12 protein-coding genes are annotated in these 16,635 nt (G+C 70.7%); 10 read left to right on the top strand and 2 right to left on the bottom strand.

Features of this window, described 5'->3' with window-relative positions; translation table 11 throughout:
* Window positions 1-21 precede the first annotated feature (21 nt).
* Together ACAH41_RS10665 and ACAH41_RS10660 are read right to left on the bottom strand one after the other, a co-directional pair.
* The gene (locus tag ACAH41_RS10665; RefSeq protein WP_325656251.1) at window positions 22-834 is read right to left on the bottom strand and encodes a carbon-nitrogen hydrolase family protein; all 813 of its coding nucleotides are present in this window, start codon (window positions 832-834) and stop codon (window positions 22-24) included.
* 27 nt (window positions 835-861) lie between these two features.
* The gene (locus ACAH41_RS10660; protein ID WP_325656249.1) at window positions 862-5,091 is read right to left on the bottom strand and encodes a YhdP family protein; all 4,230 of its coding nucleotides are present in this window, start codon (window positions 5,089-5,091) and stop codon (window positions 862-864) included.
* A gap of 190 nt (window positions 5,092-5,281) precedes the next feature.
* Between ACAH41_RS10660 and glnE the strand changes: the two genes are divergently transcribed.
* The 10 genes from glnE to ACAH41_RS10610 all read left to right on the top strand — a co-directional run bounded on the left by glnE (window position 5,282) and on the right by ACAH41_RS10610 (window position 16,622).
* Window positions 5,282-8,020 (top strand): bifunctional [glutamate--ammonia ligase]-adenylyl-L-tyrosine phosphorylase/[glutamate--ammonia-ligase] adenylyltransferase, encoded by a 2,739-nt coding sequence (glnE, locus tag ACAH41_RS10655; RefSeq protein WP_325656247.1) that lies wholly within the window; start codon window positions 5,282-5,284, stop codon window positions 8,018-8,020.
* A 32-nt stretch (window positions 8,021-8,052) separates the two neighbouring features.
* Complete coding sequence (gene rrtA, locus ACAH41_RS10650) at window positions 8,053-8,604, top strand: rhombosortase (RefSeq protein WP_325656246.1); 552 nt, start codon at window positions 8,053-8,055, stop codon at window positions 8,602-8,604.
* A 43-nt stretch (window positions 8,605-8,647) separates the two neighbouring features.
* On the top strand, window positions 8,648-9,595 hold the full coding sequence (locus ACAH41_RS10645; RefSeq protein WP_325656245.1) for a DMT family transporter: 948 nt from the start codon (window positions 8,648-8,650) through the stop codon (window positions 9,593-9,595).
* Window positions 9,596-9,632: 37 nt separating this feature from the next.
* A complete protein-coding gene (locus ACAH41_RS10640; RefSeq protein ID WP_325656244.1) occupies window positions 9,633-10,301 on the top strand; it encodes a glutathione S-transferase in 669 nt (222 codons plus the stop codon).
* Between the two features lie 496 nt (window positions 10,302-10,797).
* Entirely contained in the window at window positions 10,798-12,120 is a 1,323-nt protein-coding gene (locus ACAH41_RS10635; protein WP_325656243.1) for an FAD-dependent oxidoreductase, read from the top strand.
* A gap of 6 nt (window positions 12,121-12,126) precedes the next feature.
* A complete protein-coding gene (locus tag ACAH41_RS10630) occupies window positions 12,127-12,966 on the top strand; it encodes a DUF1365 domain-containing protein (protein WP_325656242.1) in 840 nt (279 codons plus the stop codon).
* Complete coding sequence (locus ACAH41_RS10625) at window positions 12,963-14,225, top strand: cyclopropane-fatty-acyl-phospholipid synthase family protein (protein ID WP_325656240.1); 1,263 nt, start codon at window positions 12,963-12,965, stop codon at window positions 14,223-14,225. The genes ACAH41_RS10630 and ACAH41_RS10625 overlap by 4 nt, the downstream gene beginning before the upstream one ends.
* A gap of 11 nt (window positions 14,226-14,236) precedes the next feature.
* Complete coding sequence (locus ACAH41_RS10620) at window positions 14,237-14,794, top strand: chalcone isomerase family protein (RefSeq protein ID WP_325656238.1); 558 nt, start codon at window positions 14,237-14,239, stop codon at window positions 14,792-14,794.
* Window positions 14,791-16,077, top strand: coding sequence for an MFS transporter (locus tag ACAH41_RS10615; RefSeq protein WP_325656236.1), 1,287 nt, complete (start codon window positions 14,791-14,793; stop codon window positions 16,075-16,077). The genes ACAH41_RS10620 and ACAH41_RS10615 overlap by 4 nt, the downstream gene beginning before the upstream one ends.
* Complete coding sequence (locus tag ACAH41_RS10610; protein WP_325656234.1) at window positions 16,062-16,622, top strand: DUF3833 domain-containing protein; 561 nt, start codon at window positions 16,062-16,064, stop codon at window positions 16,620-16,622. Before ACAH41_RS10615 ends, ACAH41_RS10610 begins: the two co-directional genes overlap by 16 nt.
* The last annotated feature ends 13 nt before the right edge of the window (window positions 16,623-16,635 follow it).

Here is a 16,635-nt window from a genome sequence, read left to right as displayed (position 1 = left end):
AGCTGTTTGCCAACCTGCCAATCACAGCTTGCGATGCGCCAGCGCCGGCAGTTGCATGCGGACGGCGTCGCGCCGGGTCTGTGCGAAGTCGGCGATGGCGATGCCGGGGCCTTCCTCGACGACGGACAACACTTCGCCCCAGGGGTCGATGACCATGCTGCGGCCCCAGGTGCGGCGGCCGTTTTCGTGCTCGCCGCCTTGCGCGCTGGCCAGCACGTAGCACTGGTTCTCGACCGCGCGGGCGCGCAGCAGCAGCTCCCAGTGGTCGCGGCCTGTGGTGTAGGTGAAGGCGGCGGGCACGACGATCAGGTCGCAGGCCGGCTGCATCATCGCGCGGAAGAGTTCGGGGAAGCGCAGGTCGTAGCAGATGGACAGGCCCACGCGCAGGCCCACTCCGTCCAATTTCGCGTCGAAGGTGGTGGGCGTGTCGCCAGGCTCCAGCACCCGTGCTTCGTCGTAGCGCTCCTTGCCGTTGTCGAACGAGAACAGGTGGATCTTGTCGTAGCGGGTGACGCGCTGGCCATCCGGGCTCCAGACACAGCAGGCGTTGCGCACGCGGCCCGGCTGGGTGCCCTGGATGGGCAGCGTGCCGCCCACCAGCCACAGGCCGTGTTCACGCGCCATCGCGGCCAGTGCGTCCTGGATCGGGCCGTGGCCGTCGGCCTCGGCGATGGCCAGCTTGTCATCGTCGCGCCGGCCCATCAGGCAGAAATATTCGGGCAGCGCGGCGAGCCGGGCGCCTTGCGCGGCGGCCTGGGCGACCAGCTCGGCGGCGGCGGCGAGATTGCGGTCCACGTTGGGCGTGGCGACCATTTGCAGGGCGGCGATCTTCATGCCGTGCAGCATACCGCCGCAGCGGATTCAGGGCGCGGTGGGGGCCGATGCTGCGGAGGCCGCAGATGTCGCCAGCGGTGGTGCGTCCAGGTCCGGCAGCGGCTCGTTGGCCTTGCGCTCGACCGGCACGACATTGGGCTTGTCCCAGGGGCCGGTGACCTGGAATTCGCGCGTGCTGGCCTGCATCAAGGGCTTGCGCAGGAACCACTGGGCCAGGAAGGTGCCCAGGCCGATCACCGGGTTGATCGCGGCGTAGGCCAGCGAGGCGGTACCGGCATTGATCTCGGGCACCACGACCACGCGCAGGTTCTGCGTTTCCTGGCGCATGTTGGCGCTGCCTTCCATCAGCACCACCGCCTGCGCGCTGCGGATGCGCAGGTTGTTGGTACGCGCCACGCCGTCGACCAGGCCGATGTCGGCGCTGGCGTTGTCGAAGGCAAAACCTTCCTGGAACACATCGCGGAAATCCAGCAGCAGCCGGCGAGGCAGCGTCTGCAGGCTGAGCACGCCCAGCAGCCGGCCGGCACCGGCGTCGACCTTCAGGAACTGCCCGCTGTCCAGCGCCAGCTGCATCTGGCCCGTCATCTCGGCCCATTCCGGTGTGAGCGGCGAGCCGGTCCACGCCAGCTGGCCCTGGATGTGACCCTTGCCGCCGCGCAGCACCCGGCCCATGCCCATGCGCTCCAGCAGGCCGCCGCTGTCGCTCAGGTCCAGCCGGAAGTCCAGCGCCATGCGCCGGCGTGGGCCGGGCGACCACTGGCCGCTGCCCACGAGCCTGGCCTCGGGCGACGTCAGGTTCAGCTTGGCCAGCCGCCAGTCGGCCCCCTTGTAGGCCGCGTCCACCTCCAGCTTGCCGAGCTTCTTGCCGGCCAGCTCGAAATCGTCGATGACGATGTCCAGCGCCGGCGGGTGGTCACCCGGATCGTCGAGGATCTCGTCCACCGCATCGGCCTCGGACTGCGGCAGCGCCAGCCGCGCGAAGCGTGCGTGCACCAGGCCGGCCCGCTCGCCGGCCTGCGGGCGGTAGTCGATCTGGCCCTGCAGCTGGTCGGCCTGCAGGTTGGCGCGCCAGTGTTCGCCATCGGCCCCGGCGCGGCGCTGGGCCTGCGCGGTCAGCCGGGTCAGCTTCCGTCCGCCCATGGCCAGCGATTGGGCGCGCAGGCTGATGTCGGTCGGCTCATAGGAGGAATGCGCACTGGCGCCCGGTGCATCGCCCGTGGACGGGCCTGACAGTTGGGCCCCGAGCTGGCGCCAGGCATCCACGTCCACCGTGCCCAGCTTCAGCAGCGCCTGCACCGTACCGGGCGTCAGCGTGGGCAGGGTGTCGCCCACCGCCAGCGCACCGCGCAGCACCACCGGCGAGGGCTGCGAAATGTCGCGCTGGTATTCGGCCTGCAGCAGGTTGCCCAGCTCGATGCGCAAGGTGTCGCGCGTGATCGCCGCAGCGCCGCCAGCAGCTGGCGCCGAAGGGCCCAGCGTGGTCTGGTAGCGCAGCGGCAGTGTCGTTTCGGCCGCCTTGCCCAGCGGCGCCGGCAATGCGCTGGCCATGCCGGTCAACGGACTGGTGATCTGCAGCTCGGTCTGGCCGTGCACCACGCCCAGCTGCAGCTTGTAGGGCGCCTGGCCGCTGAGCTGGGTGCCCAGCTTGGCGACCCAGCCCAGCTCGGTGGCGCGGCGCAGCCCTTCGGCAGTGGCCATGCCCTGGCCCTGGAAGCGCACGATGCCGTCCGGCCCCATGCTGCCTTCGAACGTGGCGTCGCCGCCCACCAGCCGCGCCGCGCCGCCGCTGACGCTGAAGCCGTGCTGGCTGAAGTCGACCCGGCCCTGGGTGTTGGCGAACACCGGCAGGTCCGGCCGCAACCGGATCTCGTTGCCAGCCAGCTGCACCTGGCCCTTGACGCTGGTGCTGTCGACGTCGTCGAACGGAATGACCAGCCCCAGTTGCAGCGTCATCGGGCCGCTGCCGGTGGTGTCGTGCAGCGCACCGCCGATCAGCCTGTCGACCGGCGACGCGGCGACGTAGCGCAGCCCGTCGGCCAGCGGGCCGCGCACCGTGCCGTCGATGCTCAGCGCCGGCTTGACCATCAGGTCACGGATGTCGCCATTGACGTTGGTCAGCGCCAGCCCCCAGAGCCTGGCCTGGGCATTGCGGATCTGCATGCTGACGCGGTCGAACACCAGGTCGCCACTGAGCTGGCTGAAGGCCGGCCAGGCGGGCGCCGCGCCGGGCTCGGCCGGCACGTAGGCGAAGTCCAGGTTCTGCACCTTGGCGGCAATGTGGAACTCACCCTCGGCGGCCTTGGGGAAAGGGAAGTGCCACAGGTCGCCGCGCAGCTTGAAGTTCAGCTGCGAAATGTCCCCGCCCAACACCGCGCCGGACACATACTGCCGCGCGCTGGGGCCCACGCCCAGCGGCAGGTAGCGCGCCACCCGCGCGGCCTTCAGCTGCGTGGCATGGCCGCTGAGTTCCAGCCGGCCGGGGAAACGGGCACCGGCGCCATGGTCGGCCACGCTGCCGGCCGGCTCGCCAGCCGCGCCGGCCAGGCCTTCGCCGGTCTGCCAGCGGGCGGACACCTCACCCTGCCCGTCATCGTTGGCGAAATGGCCGTCCTGCACCAGCAGCTGGATGGCCGGCAACAGGCCGGGGCGCGGCTGCAGCTGCCAGACCAGCTTGGCCTGGAAGCGCACCAGCGGCACCAGTGGATCCTCGAAAACGCCGGGCAGCTCCAGCGCGCCATCGGTCACGCTGAGCCGGCCTTCCCCGCCGGTCTCGTTGGCCTCCAGGTCCAGGTCGGCGCCACGCCAACCCGGCCGGCCCGGGCCGTGGCCGGCCTCGGGCGACTGGGCCGACAGCGAACTGCCGCGCAGCCGGCCCTTGAAGCGGTAATGCTGCGGCGCCTGCGGCGGGCCGCTCCAGCTCGCCTGCAGGCCTTGCACCAGGCCTTGCGGCGCACTGTCCTGCAGCGTGCGCAGCAGCGTGGCCGGCAGCGGCAGGCGGCTGGCAATGCGCGCGAGCAAGGCCAGGTCCAGCCGGTCGGCGCTGAATTCACCGCCGGTGATGGGCGCGGCGTTGGCCGTGGCGAAGGGGATGGCCGAGCCGGCAGAAGCGGGAACGGAAGCGGCCGGCTGCGGCGTGGCGGTGGGCGCTTCGGGCGGGACTTCGGACGCCGCGGCGGCGGCCAGCAGCACACGAGGCGCCCGGGGTTCGGCTGTGCTGCTCACCAGCTCCTGCTGCTGCAGCCAGCTCAAGGCCAACCGGCTGGCCGGCCAGGCCACGCCGTCTTCGGTCGAAAAAGCCAGCTCGCGGGCATCCAGCCGCACGCGGTCCGGCTCGCGCTCGGCCTGCAGCCGGCCGCTGACGCTGCGCAAGGCCAGCGGCGCGAGCTCACGGCCCAACCTCAGCTGCAGCGTTTCCAGCGCCATGTCCAGCGTGGCGGCGCGCCACTGGCCTTGCGCCAGGTCCAGCCAGGCGCGCAAGCCGCCCTGGCCGGCCAGCAGGTCAAACGGCAACTGCACATGCTGATGCAGGCGGGCCACGTCGACATAGGGCAGCGCCGCGTGCAGCGTGCCGGTCCAGCGCTGCCAGTCGCCAGCCGCGGCCAGCAGCGGCTGGGTGAAGCGGCCGCGGGCGCTGAAGCGCTGGCCCCAGCCGGCCGGTGGCGTGGCGTCCAGCCGCAGGTCGTGATGGCGCAGGCTGTTGCGAACGACGATGTCCACGTCGTCCAGCGCCAGCGGCGGCGCGTTTCGCAGTTCGTCGACCCAGCGCAGCTGGCCGTGGCGCACCACGAACTCGGGCTGCTCGAAGAACCAGTTGCTGGCCTGGCCGTCGGCCCCGTCAGCGCCGCTGTTGAAGGCGAGCCCGCCGACGTGCAGCTGGCCGGCGCGGTCCCGCCGCACTTCCAGTTGTGCGCCTTCGATGTAAAGCTGGGAGAAGCGCAGCGAAAACACCAGCAGCGAACGTGGCGACACGGCGGCCGAGACCAGCGGCAGCGTCAGCGCCGGCCGGCCGGAAGGGTCGGACAGCTGCACGTCATGCAGCGAAAGCACCGGCACCCAGCCGGGCGAGCGCACCTCGATGCGACCGATGTGCACCGGCACACCAAGCGAGCGTGATGCATGCCCCTCCAGCTGGGGGCGCCATTCGTCGATGTGCGGCAGAATCCCCCAGTGCAATATCAGCCACCCAAGAAGCAATAAGCTCCAGAGCGCGATCAGCATCAGCAGCACGGCACGGAAGGCACCGCGTGAGAGGGACACGAGCAAGTGACGGCGAGGCTTCAGGCCTCGCTCAGAATCGGACGGCATCAACGGCATGGAATCGATGTCCAGGCGTACGACGCCCCGCCTTCGGCTGCCGGGAAATGGGCGGGCTGAAGGGCGGACGCTCCGCAACGTTGTCGCTCGCCTGAGTTCCAGCGCAATCTAGCACAGACATTTTGCTGCCTCGATGGGTTCCTTACATCCTGTGACCGCCACGGCGGCCGCGCTCGCCGACCACAGCCGCTTCGTGCAGCGTGTGCGCCGCCGCCATGCCGCTGAATTGGGCCTGCTGCCGCCGGGCGGACCCGACCACGCCAGCATCGCCGCCGTCATCGCCCAGCTGCAGGCCGAGGGCCGGTCCCTGGCCAGTGCGATGCGCGTGGCGCGCCAGCTGGTGCTGGAACGGCTGGCGGTGCTGGACGTGGAGGAACGCGCGCCGCTCGCCACCGTGACCCACGCGATGACTGCGCTGGCCGAGGTCACGCTGGGCCTGGCGCTGGCCCAGGCCCGCCAGGACACCGACGCACGCCATGGCGCGCCGCGCGACGCCAACGGTGAGGCGATCGACTTCTGGATCGTCGGCATGGGCAAGCTGGGGGCCCGCGAGCTGAACGTCTCGTCGGACATCGACCTGATCTACGTCTACGAAGACGACGGCCAGACCGCCGGCCCGCAGCCGGTCTCGGCGCACGAATACTTCAGCACGGTGGCGCGCCAGCTCTACACGCTGATCGGCGACGTGACCGACGATGGCTTTGTCTTCCGCGTCGACCTGGCGCTGCGGCCCAATGGCAACTCCGGCCCGCCGGTGGTGAGCCTGGCGATGCTGGAGGAGTATTTCCTGGTCCAGGGCCGCGAGTGGGAGCGGTTCGCGTGGCTGAAGAGCCGCGTGGTCGCGCCGCGCGAGGCGGTCAGCAGCGGCCGCGCGCTGCAGCTGCGCGCGCTGGTCACGCCGTTTGTCTACCGCAAGTACCTGGACTACGGCGTGTTCGAGGGCCTGCGCCAGCTGCACCGGCGCATCCGCGAGGAGGCCCAGCGCCGCGCCGCCGGCCGGCCTGAGCGCGCCAATGACGTGAAGCTCTCACGCGGCGGCATCCGCGAGATCGAGTTCATCGTGCAGCTGCTGCTGGTGGTGCGCGGCGGGCAGTTCCCCGAGATCCGCACCCGCTCCACCTTGAAGGCGCTGGACAAGCTGGCCGCCGGCGGGCTGATGAAGGTCGACACGGCGCAGAAACTGGCCGATGCCTACAGCTTCCTGCGCCAGGTCGAGCACCGCATCCAGTACCTGGACGACCAGCAGACGCATGTGCTGCCGACCGCCGACGCCGACCTGGGCTGGATCGCCGCCAGCCTGGCCATGAGTTGCGGCCCCTACACCTGCCCGCTGACCGACAAGCTCTGCGAGGTGCGCGAGCTGGTGGCCACCGAATTCGACACCCTGCTGCACGACGGCCAGGCGCCCGGTCGCGGCGGCTGCAAGGCCGGCAGTTGCGGTGCGCCGCTGCCGCTGGACAGCGAGCAACTGATGGCCAAGCTGCCCGAAGGCCTGGCCGAGCGGGTGCGCACCCTGATCGCCAGCCCGCGCGTGAAGGCCTTGCGCGAGGACAGCAAGCTGCGCCTGGGCAAGCTGATGCTGCGCGCGGCCGGCGCGGTGGCCCAAGGCCATTGCAGCCTGGCGGCAGCGCAGCGCTTTGTCGACTGGATCGAGCCACTGCTGCGGCGCGAAAGCTACCTGGCGCTGCTGGTCGAGCGGCCCGGCGTGCAGCAGCGGCTGCTGAAGCTGCTGGGGCTGGCGCGCTGGCCGATGCGCTATTTGATGCTGCATCCCGGCGTGATCGACGAGCTGGCCGACGAGCGCCAGATGGCCGAGCGCTTCGACCGCGCGGCCTTCGTCGCCGACCTGGACGAGCGCCACGCCGCCTGGCAGCGTTCCGGCGAGGCCGACGAAGGCGCGCTGCTGGACACATTGCGCCGCGCCCACCATGCCGAGGTCTTCCGCACGCTGGTGCGCGACGTCGAGCAGCGCATCACCGTCGAACAGGTGGCCGACGACCTCTCGGCGCTGGCCGACGCGATGCTGGACTGCACGCTGCGCTGGGCCTGGCAGCATTTGAAGCAACGCCACCGCGACACACCGCAATTCGCCGTCATCGCCTACGGCAAGCTGGGCGGGCTGGAACTGGGCTACGGCAGCGACCTGGACGTGGTGTTTGTCTACGACGACGCCGACGAGGCCGACCCGGACCTGGCGCAGGAGGTCTACGCCAGCTTTGTGCGCAAGCTGATCAGCTGGCTGACACTGCGCACCGCCGCCGGCGAGCTGTTCGAGATCGACACCGCGCTGCGGCCCAACGGCGGCTCCGGCCTGCTCGTCAGCTCGATCAACTCCTTCGACAAGTACCAGCGCGGCCGCGGCGGCAACACCGCGTGGACCTGGGAGCACCAGGCCATCACCCGCGCCCGCTTCTGCGCCGGCACCCCGCATTTGGGCGAGCGCTTCGAGGCCACGCGGCGCGTGGTCATCAGCGCGCCGCGCGAAGCGCAGGCGCTGAAGGACGAGGTGCGGACCATGCGCGAAAAGGTGCGCGCCGCGGTGCCGGTGAAAAGCGGGCTGTTCGACGTCAAGCACAGCCCCGGCGGCATGATGGACGCCGAATTCGCTGTGCAGTACCTGGTGCTGTCGCAAAGCGGCAGCCACCCCACGCTGCTGGACAACGCCGGCAACATCGCGCTGCTGCAGCGCGCCGAGACGGCCGGCCTGCTGCCGGCCGGCGTGGGCAGCGCAGCGGCGAATGCCTACCGCGAGCTGCGCCGCGCCCAGCATCGGGCCCGCCTCGACGAACAGCCCACGCAATTCGACCCCGAGACCCTGGCCAGCGAACGCGACGCGGTGCTGGCGCTGTGGCACGCGGTGTTCGAGGCTTGAGTCACTCGCGGCTGACCCGCGCCGCTTGGCCCGTGCTGGCACTGCTGCTGGCATTGGCGGCACTGCTGCTGCAGTCCCAGCCCACCGAACGCTGGGACTGGCAACCCGCCCTCGCCTGGCAACAGCCCTGGCGCTGGTGGAGCGCCGCCGCGGTGCACTGGAGCGCCCACCACCTGCAGATGAACTTGGCGGGCGCCGTGCTGCTGGCCTGGCTGGGCTGGCGCGCCGCACTGGGCTGGCGCGCCAGCGCGGCTTGGGCGCTGGCCTGGCCCGTGACCCAGCTGGGCCTGCTGCTGCAGCCGGCACTGGCGCACTACGGCGGGCTGTCTGGCGTGCTGCATGCCGGCCTGGCGGTGCTGGCAGTGCAGTTGCTGCGGCGGCCCGGCCGTGAGCGCTGGCTGGGTGGGCTGATCGCCGGCGGGTTGCTGCTGAAGATCGCCACCGAGCAGCCCTGGGCCGGGCCTCTGCGCCAAGTGCCGGGTTGGGATTTCGCACTGGCACCTGCGGCGCACCTCAGCGGCGCGCTGGCCGGCCTGTTGTGCGGCCTGCTGCTGACGCGGCGCGACACTGCGCGCCCCGCCTGAGCCAACGGCCCCGGCCGCCCTTTCCCGTTTCAGGACTGTTCGAATGACCGATCGCAAGACCCAGCTCGACGCGCTGGCCGTGGCCTGCCTGGTGGGCTGCGCGCTGCTGTGGGGTGTGAACCAGACGGCCACCAAGCTCGCGCTGCAGGAAGTGCCGCCGCTGCTGCAGGCCGCAGGGCGTTCGCTGGGCGCCGCTGTGCTGCTCGGACTGTGGGCCAGCTTGCGCGGGTTGCCGCTGAAGCTGGCGCGCGGCACGTGGGCGCCGGGGCTGCTGGCCGGCCTGCTGTTCGCGGCCGAGTTCGGCTGCATGTTCGTCGGCCTGCAGTACACCAGCGCCTCGCGCATGGTCGTGTTCGTCTACCTCGCGCCGTTCATCGTCGCGCTGGCCATGCCGCTGGTGGCACCGGGCGAGCGCCTGGGCGCGCTGCAGTTCGGCGGCCTCATCGTCGCCTTTGCCGGCGTGGTCTGGGCTTTTGCCGAAGGCTGGGGCGCCGCCGCCGCCGGCCCGCGCCAATGGCTGGGCGACTCGCTGGGCGTCGTGGCCGCCGCGTTGTGGGCAGGCACCACGCTGACCATCCGCGGCTCGTCGCTGTCGCAGGCGCCGCCGGAGCAGACGCTGATGTGCCAGCTGCTGGTCTCCAGCGTGGCGCTGGGCGCGGCAGCCTGGTTCAGCGGCGAAGCCTGGCCGGCCGGGCCGCTGCGCGGGGTGACCTGGGCCGCGCTGGCATTCCAGACCGTGATCATCACCTTCGCCAGCTACCTGCTGTGGTTCTGGCTGGTGCGGCACTACCCGGCCACGCGCATCTCCGCCTTCACGCTCTTGACGCCGGTGTTCGGCCTGCTGGCCGGCGTGTGGCTGCTGGACGAGCCGCTGACCGTGCGGCTGCTGGTGGCACTGGCTGCGGTGGTGCTGGGCACGGCGCTGGTCAGCCGGCCCGCGCCGCTGCGGGTTGTCGCGCAGGCGCCAGGGTCCACCCCGCGGGCTGACTAGACTGGCGCTTTCGCCCCACAACATCAGGAGACACACCATGATCACGCTCTGCGGTTTCGCGCTTTCGAACTACTACAACAAGGTCAAGATGGTGCTGCTGGAAAAGCAGATCCCGTTCGTGGAGGAACGGGTCATGGGCGCCAAGGGCGAAGACGTGCTGAGCTGCTCACCGCTGGGCAAGGTGCCGTTCATCCGCACCGCGCAGGGCAACCTCTGCGAGAGCCAGACCATCGTCGAGTACCTCGAAGCCACCTACCCTCAGCCAGCCCTCGCGCCGACCGATGCCTGGGGCCAGGCCAAGGTGCGCGAGCTGACGACCTTCATCGACCTGCACCTGGAACTGGTGGCGCGTGAGCTGTACCCGCAGGCGTTTTTCGGTGGCACCGTCAGCGAAGGCAACCAGGCACGGCTGCGCAAGCTGCTGGTGCGCAACATCGCGGCCTTCCAGCGCCTGGCGAAGTTCGCGCCTTACGTGGCTGGCGAGCAGTTCACCACGGCAGACTGCGCGGCCTTTGTCTCGCTGCCGCTGGTGGCGCTGTCCACCAAGCTGGTGCTGGGCGAAGACCTGCTGGCCGCGGGTGGCGTCAACTGGAAGGCCTATGTGCAGTTGGTCGGCCAGCGGCCCAGCGCGCAGCGCGTCACGGCCGACCGCGTGGCCGAGCAGGAGGCGCAGCTCGCCTCGCTGAAGGCCAGCAAGCCGGCCTGAGCACTCCGAAGCGCTGCCGCAGCCGGGTCCGCCCGGCTTTTTTTCGCCCCATCGCCAGCAATACTTATCAGTAGACAAATTGAACTGATTAGTATCAAAATTGAACCAGTCAGTTTTTACGCCATCCAGGCCAGCCTGGGCGGGTTCGCTGCACCGCGTCATTTGTTACAACTCCGGGGTGAAAAAAGATGGAACCAACCGAACACGGGCCTGTCAGACAGACGTGGGTTGGGTTTTGGCACTCCGGTGCCGACCCCGGTCTCAGGCTGGCAACACCTGGGGCTGTCTTCTTAAAGCCGCGCAGCCTGTCAGTTGATCTGGCTGTCACCCGGGAGGGCCTCTCCTCCTCCCTCCCTCCCTGTTGCGCTCCCGGGCGCTGCGCGGCTTCCTTCTTCTCCCCACCCGAGCCAAACCGGCCCGCACGCGCGGCATCCCGGCACCCGGTTCGGCCACACACCCCGACTTTCCCTTTGCGCCTTGTGCGCAGGCGTCGTTCGTGAGCGCCCGCATCGCCGTCGTCGGCGCCGGCATCTCGGGCCTAGCCGCCGCTTGGCAGCTGCAGCGTGAGCTGCCGCAAAGCCGGGTCACGCTGTTCGAGGCCGAAGCCCGCTGCGGCGGCCATGCCCACACCGTGGACCTGCTGCTGAACGGCGAACGTCACGGCGTGGACACCGGTTTCCTGGTCTACAACGAGCGCACCTACCCGGGCCTGATCTCGCTGTTCGAAACGCTGCAGGTGCCAACCGCAGCGGCCGAGATGTCGTTCTCGGTGCAGTCAGGCGCGCTGGAATGGAGCGGCAGCTCGCTCAACACGGTGTTCGCCCAGCGGCGCAACCTGGTCTCGCCACCGTTCTGGGGCATGCTGTCCGACCTGCTGCGCTTCAACCGCCTGTGCACCCGCATGGCAGAAGCCGGCGACGACGCAGCCCTGGCCGAGCCCATCGCGGACTTTCTCGCCAGACACCGCTTCGGCGAACGATTCCGGCTCGACTACCTGCTGCCGATGGTCGCCTGCATCTGGTCCTGCCCGGTCGAGCAGATGCTGCAGTTCCCGGTCGGCACGCTGATCCGCTTCTGCCACAACCATGGCCTGCTGCAGGTGCAGGACCGGCCGCAGTGGTACACGGTGCGAGGCGGATCGCGGGTCTATGTGGACAAGCTGCGCGCGCAACTGGCCGATGTGCGCACCGGCCACACGGTGCAGGCGGTGCGCCGGCTGCCGCCTGTCTCCGGCCTGGGCGGCGTGATGCTGGACGGCCGGCGCGCAGATGGCACGGCGCACAGCGAGCGCTTCGACGAAGTCGTGCTGGCCTGCCACAGCGACCAGGCGCTGGCGCTGCTGCCGGACGCCAGCGGCGACGAACGCCGGCTGCTGGGCGCCATCCGCTACCACGCCAACCGCGCGGTGCTGCACACCGACGCCTCGCTGCTGCCGCGCCGCAAGCTTGCCTGGGCGGCCTGGAACTACGAACGTGCCGCGGGGCAAGACCAGGAACGCAACCCCGTCTGCCTGCACTACCTGCTGAACCGGCTGCAGCCGCTGCCCTGGCAGCAGCCGGTGGTCGTCTCGCTGAACCCGGTGCGCGAGCCGCACCCGGCCACGGTGCACGGCGAGTTCGCCTGTGCGCACCCGGTGTTCGACCAGGCCGCGGTGGCGGCCCAGCAGGCCCTGCCACGCATCCAGGGCGCCAGCCATGTCTGGTTCTGCGGCGCCTGGACACGCTATGGCTTCCATGAAGACGGCCTGCAGTCCGGCCTGTCCGTGGCGAGCGCGCTGGCGACCACGCAGCGCGCCCATTCCTGGCCACTGAGCGCCTGAAGCCACATGTCGAACGCCATGCTTCGCCACCCGCAAGCCCTGCTGGGCATTGGCGAGGTGCGGCACCAGCGGCTGCGGCCGGTCGCCCATGGTTTTGCCTACCCCAGCTTCTTCCTGCTGCTGCCGATGCGCACACTGCGCCGACAGCCTTGCGCCGCGTTGCCGCGCAACCGCTTCGGCCTGATCGCCTTCCATGACCGCGACCATGGCGACGGCGCTGCCGACAGCCTGGCCTGGGTCGAGGGCTTGCTGGCGCGCGAAGGCCTGCTGGCCCGGGCCAATGGCGAGATCTGGCTGCACTGCCTGCCGCGCGTGCTGGGCTATGCCTTCAAGCCGGTGAGCTTCTGGTACGCGCACAGTGCCGACGGCGCGCTGGTCGCAGTGGTCGCCGAGGTGCACAACACTTTTGGCGAGCGGCATTGCTACGTGCTGCACGGCGAGCCTGGCGACACCCTGCCCTGGGGCCGTGAGCTGCAGGCGCGCAAGCAGCTGCACGTCTCGCCGTTCTGCGAAGTCACCGGCGGCTACCGCTTCCGCTTTCTGCGCAACGACCTCGGCTCGCGACCGGCCGCGCGGCCGCGCACCGTCGTGCGCATCGAACACGACGACGCCCACGGCCTGCTGCTGCGCACCAGCGTCAGTGGCGCACTGCAGCCGCTCACGCGCGTTGCGCTGCTGGCCATCTTCTGCCGCATGCCGCTGTTGACGCTGGGCATCACCGCGCGCATCCATTGGCAAGCCTTGCTGCTGTGGCGCAAGCGCGTGCCGTTTTTCCGCAAACCCGAAGCGCCCGCGGCCGTTGCCTCGCGCGGCGCCCCCTGGCCTGACCCTGGTGCCCGCCCATGAATGTGTCCACTGCGCCCACCGCCTCGCCTGCCCAGCATGCGTCGGCCCCGAACACGCCGGTGCACTCGCGGGCGCGCAAGGCCAGGCCGCCGTTTGCCGCCCGCCAGGTGCTGCGGCTGCTGCAAGGCCTTGGCCACGGCAACCTGACGCTGCACACGCCAGCCGGCGAACAGCTGCACTTCGGCCCGCGGGACGCGCCCGGCGCCGTGCTGCGGCTGCACGACTGGCGCGCCTTTGCGGTGGTGCTGAAGTCTGGCGACGTGGGCTTTGGCGAGGCCTACATGGCCGGAGAGTGGAGTTCGCCAGACCTGCCAGCACTGCTGCGCCTGTTGATGGCCAACCGCGAGCAGCTCGAACGCGCCGTCTACGGCAGCTGGTGGGGCAGCCTGCTGCACCGCGTGCGCCATGCGCTGAACCGCAATTCGCGCGAAGGCAGCCGCCGCAACATCGAAGCCCATTACGACCTGGGCAATGATTTCTACCGGCTCTGGCTGGACGAAACCATGAACTATTCCAGCGCCTGGTTTGACGGCGACCTGCAGCAGCCGCTGGACCAGGCGCAGCGCGCCAAGGTCGGCCGCACGCTGGACGCCTGCGGCCTGCGGCCGGGCCAGCGGGTGTTGGAAATCGGCTGCGGCTGGGGCGCGGTGGCCGAGGCTGCGGCGCAGCGCGGGCTGGCGCTGACGGGCGTGACACTGTCCACCGAGCAACTGGCTTTTGCGCAAGCACGGCTGGCGCGCCAGGGCCTGGACGGCCTGGCCGAGCTGCGCCTGCAGGACTACCGCGACGTGCCGGAAAGCGGCTTCGACGCGGTGGTCTCGATCGAGATGTTCGAGGCCGTGGGCCAGGCCTACTGGCCACAGTTCTTCCGCGGCGTGCATGCCAAGCTCAAGGCCGGCGGCCGGGCCTGCGTCCAGTCCATCACGCTGCGCGACGAGCTGTTCGAACGCTACGCCGGTGGCACCGATTTCATCCAGCAATACGTCTTCCCCGGCGGCATGCTGCCCAGCCCCGCGGCCTTTCGCGAACAGGCGGCGCAGGCGGGGCTGCGGGTGGTCGACGAAATGGCCTTCGGCCCGGACTATGCCGAGACGCTGCGCCGCTGGCGCGCCGCCTTCCTGGCCCACGAAGAAGCCGTGCGCCGCCAGGGCTACGACGACCGCTTCCTGCGCCTGTGGGACTTCTACCTCGCCTACTGCGAGGCAGCCTTCGAGAGCGGCAACACCAACGTCATGCAGTTCACGCTGCAGCGCGACTGAGGCCCACGGCCATGGCCCCACACCCTCGCCGCCACCTGCTTGCCGCACTGCTGGCCTTGCCGCTGTGGACACAGGCTGCAACGCCCGCTAGCCCCGCGCCGGCCGAGGTGCGCGAGGCGCTGGGCGAAGCCGCGCGGCCCCAGGGCCAGGGCCGCATGCGGTTCCTCGGCATCGCCATCTACGAGATTGCCCTGTGGGCGGCGGCCCCCGTCAGCGCCAGCGACTGGACCGCCAAGCCGCTGGCGCTGGAGATCCGCTACGACCACGGGTTGGACGGCGCGAAGATCGCCGAGCGCTCGCTGGACGAGATGCGGCGCCAGGGCAGCTTCAGCGCGGCCCAGGGCGCGGCCTGGCTGGCGCGCATGAAGGAACTCTTTCCCGACGTGAAGCCGGGCGACCGCATCACCGGCGTGCTCGAACCCAGCCAGGCGGCGCGCTTCTACGTCAACGGCCGCGCGGTCGGTGAGCTGCGCGACCCGGCATTCGCCGACCGATTCTTCGGCATCTGGTTGTCGGAAGCGACCTCGGAGCCCGCGCTGCGCCAGCAGCTGCTGGGCCGCGCGCCGTGAGCCTGGCCACAGCCGCCGCCCCACCGCTGCCCGGCTGGCGCGCCGGCCTGGCCTACGGCGGGCTGGGCCTGCCGCTGGCCTTCGTGGCCCTGCCCTTGTACGTGGTGCTGCCCGAGCACTACGCACGCAGTTTCGGCGTGCCGCTGGCCAGCCTGGGCGCGCTGCTGCTGCTGGCGCGCGCCGGGGACGCGGTGATCGACCCACTGATCGGCCGCGGCATGGACAGGCTGCTGCGCCGGCCGCCGCGCGACTGGGCACCGATGGCGCTGGCCGCCGCGCTGCTGCTGGCCGCCAGCTTCCACGGCCTGTTTTTCCCACCCGTGCGTGGCAGCCCGGCATTGCTCGCCTGGTGCGCGTTGATGCTGGCCGGCTGCTACCTGGCCTACAGCGCACTCAGCGTGCTGCACCAGGCCTGGGGCGCCAGCCTGGGCGGTGACGAAGCCCAGCGGGCCCGCGTGGTGGCCTGGCGCGAAGGGCTGGGGCTGCTGGGCGTGATCACGGCCAGCCTGCTGGCCGGCGTGAGCCTGCAGTGGACCAGCGCGGTGCTGGCCGCCACCCTGGCCGCGGGCCTGATCGGCCTGTCGCGCGCACCGCGGCCGCAGCTGGCGATGGCCGCTCCCGAAGCCGCCCCTTCGCTGCTGGCGCCGCTGCGCCATGCGCGCTTCCGGCGCCTGTTGGGCGTCTACCTGCTGAACGGCATGGCCAGCGCGATCGCGGCCACGCTGGTGCTGTTTTTCATTCGCGACCGGCTGCAGGCGCCCGCGCTGGCGCCGCTGTTCCTGGGCGCATATTTCCTCGCCGCTGCACTGTCGCTGCCGCTGTGGGTGCGCGGCGTGAAGTGGCTGGGGCTGGCGGGCTGCTGGGCGCTGGGCATGGGCCTGGCGGTGCTGAGCTTCCTCGGCGCGGTGGCGCTGGGCGCGGGCGACACGCTGGCCTACGGCCTGATCTGCGTGGCCAGCGGCGTGGCGCTGGGCGCGGACCTCAGCGTGCCGCCCGCGCTGCTGGCCGGCCTGTTGCGCGAAGCAGGCTTGCATGGCCGCAGCGAAGGCGCCTGGTTCGGCTGGTGGCAGCTCTGCACCAAGCTGAACCTGGCGCTTGCGGCCGGCGTGGCGCTGCCGCTGCTGCAGGCGCTCGGCTATGCGCCAGGCCATGCCGATGCGGCCGCCGGCCTGGCATTGGCCAGTGTGTATGGCGTGCTGCCCTGTGTGTTGAAAACCCTGGCTGGCCTACTGCTGTGGCACGGCTGGCTGCGAAAAAAGGTGCCTGAATGTTTGCCCGCCTGAACACCCGCTGGCCTCGCGTGGCCGGGCTCGCGCTCAGCACGCCGCTGTGCCTGGCCTTGCTGTCAGGCTGCGCCAGCCCGACACCAGCCGACTACGCCAGCCAGACCCCGGTGCTGGACCTGCGCAGCTATTTCAACGGCCCCATGAGCGCGCAGGGGCTGTTCACTGACCGCTCGGGCAAGGTCGTCCGCCGCTTCAGCGTCGCCCTGAACGGCCGCTGGGAAGGCAACGAGGGTGTGCTTGAAGAGGACTTTGTCTACAGCGACGGCGAGCGCCAGCGCCGGGTCTGGCACCTGCGGCAGTTGCCCGATGGCCGCTACACGGGCACGGCAGACGACGTGGTGGGCGAAGCCATCGGCCAGGCCGCAGGCAATGCGCTGAACTGGCACTACACGCTGCGCCTGCCGGTGGACGGCGCGGTCTACGAGGTGCAGTTCGACGACTGGATGTACCTGATGGATGCCCACGTGATGTTCAACAAGGCGGCGATGCGCAAGTTCGGCGTCCAGCTCGGCGAGGTCACGCTGGCCTTCTACAAGCCATGAACCCGGCCATGCC

Origin of the sequence: Ideonella sp., from assembly GCF_041287625.1 — a bacterium.
In the GTDB taxonomy this organism is placed as follows: Bacteria; Pseudomonadota; Gammaproteobacteria; order Burkholderiales; family Burkholderiaceae_C; genus Ideonella.
This window is presented reverse-complemented; position numbering and strand designations above follow the sequence as displayed.

What these genes read in the sequence shown, in the direction of transcription:
- ACAH41_RS10630 (WP_325656242.1), top strand. Translation starts at nt 12,127, where the DNA reads ATGTCGAACGCCATGCTTCGCCACCCGCAAGCCCTGCTGGGCATTGGC.
- ACAH41_RS10665 (WP_325656251.1), bottom strand. Translation starts at nt 834, where the DNA reads ATGAAGATCGCCGCCCTGCAAATGGTCGCCACGCCCAACGTGGACCGC.
- ACAH41_RS10645 (WP_325656245.1), top strand. Translation starts at nt 8,648, where the DNA reads ATGACCGATCGCAAGACCCAGCTCGACGCGCTGGCCGTGGCCTGCCTG.
- ACAH41_RS10620 (WP_325656238.1), top strand. Translation starts at nt 14,237, where the DNA reads ATGGCCCCACACCCTCGCCGCCACCTGCTTGCCGCACTGCTGGCCTTG.
- ACAH41_RS10610 (WP_325656234.1), top strand. Translation starts at nt 16,062, where the DNA reads ATGTTTGCCCGCCTGAACACCCGCTGGCCTCGCGTGGCCGGGCTCGCG.
- ACAH41_RS10625 (WP_325656240.1), top strand. Translation starts at nt 12,963, where the DNA reads ATGAATGTGTCCACTGCGCCCACCGCCTCGCCTGCCCAGCATGCGTCG.
- glnE (WP_325656247.1), top strand. Translation starts at nt 5,282, where the DNA reads ATGGGTTCCTTACATCCTGTGACCGCCACGGCGGCCGCGCTCGCCGAC.
- ACAH41_RS10640 (WP_325656244.1), top strand. Translation starts at nt 9,633, where the DNA reads ATGATCACGCTCTGCGGTTTCGCGCTTTCGAACTACTACAACAAGGTC.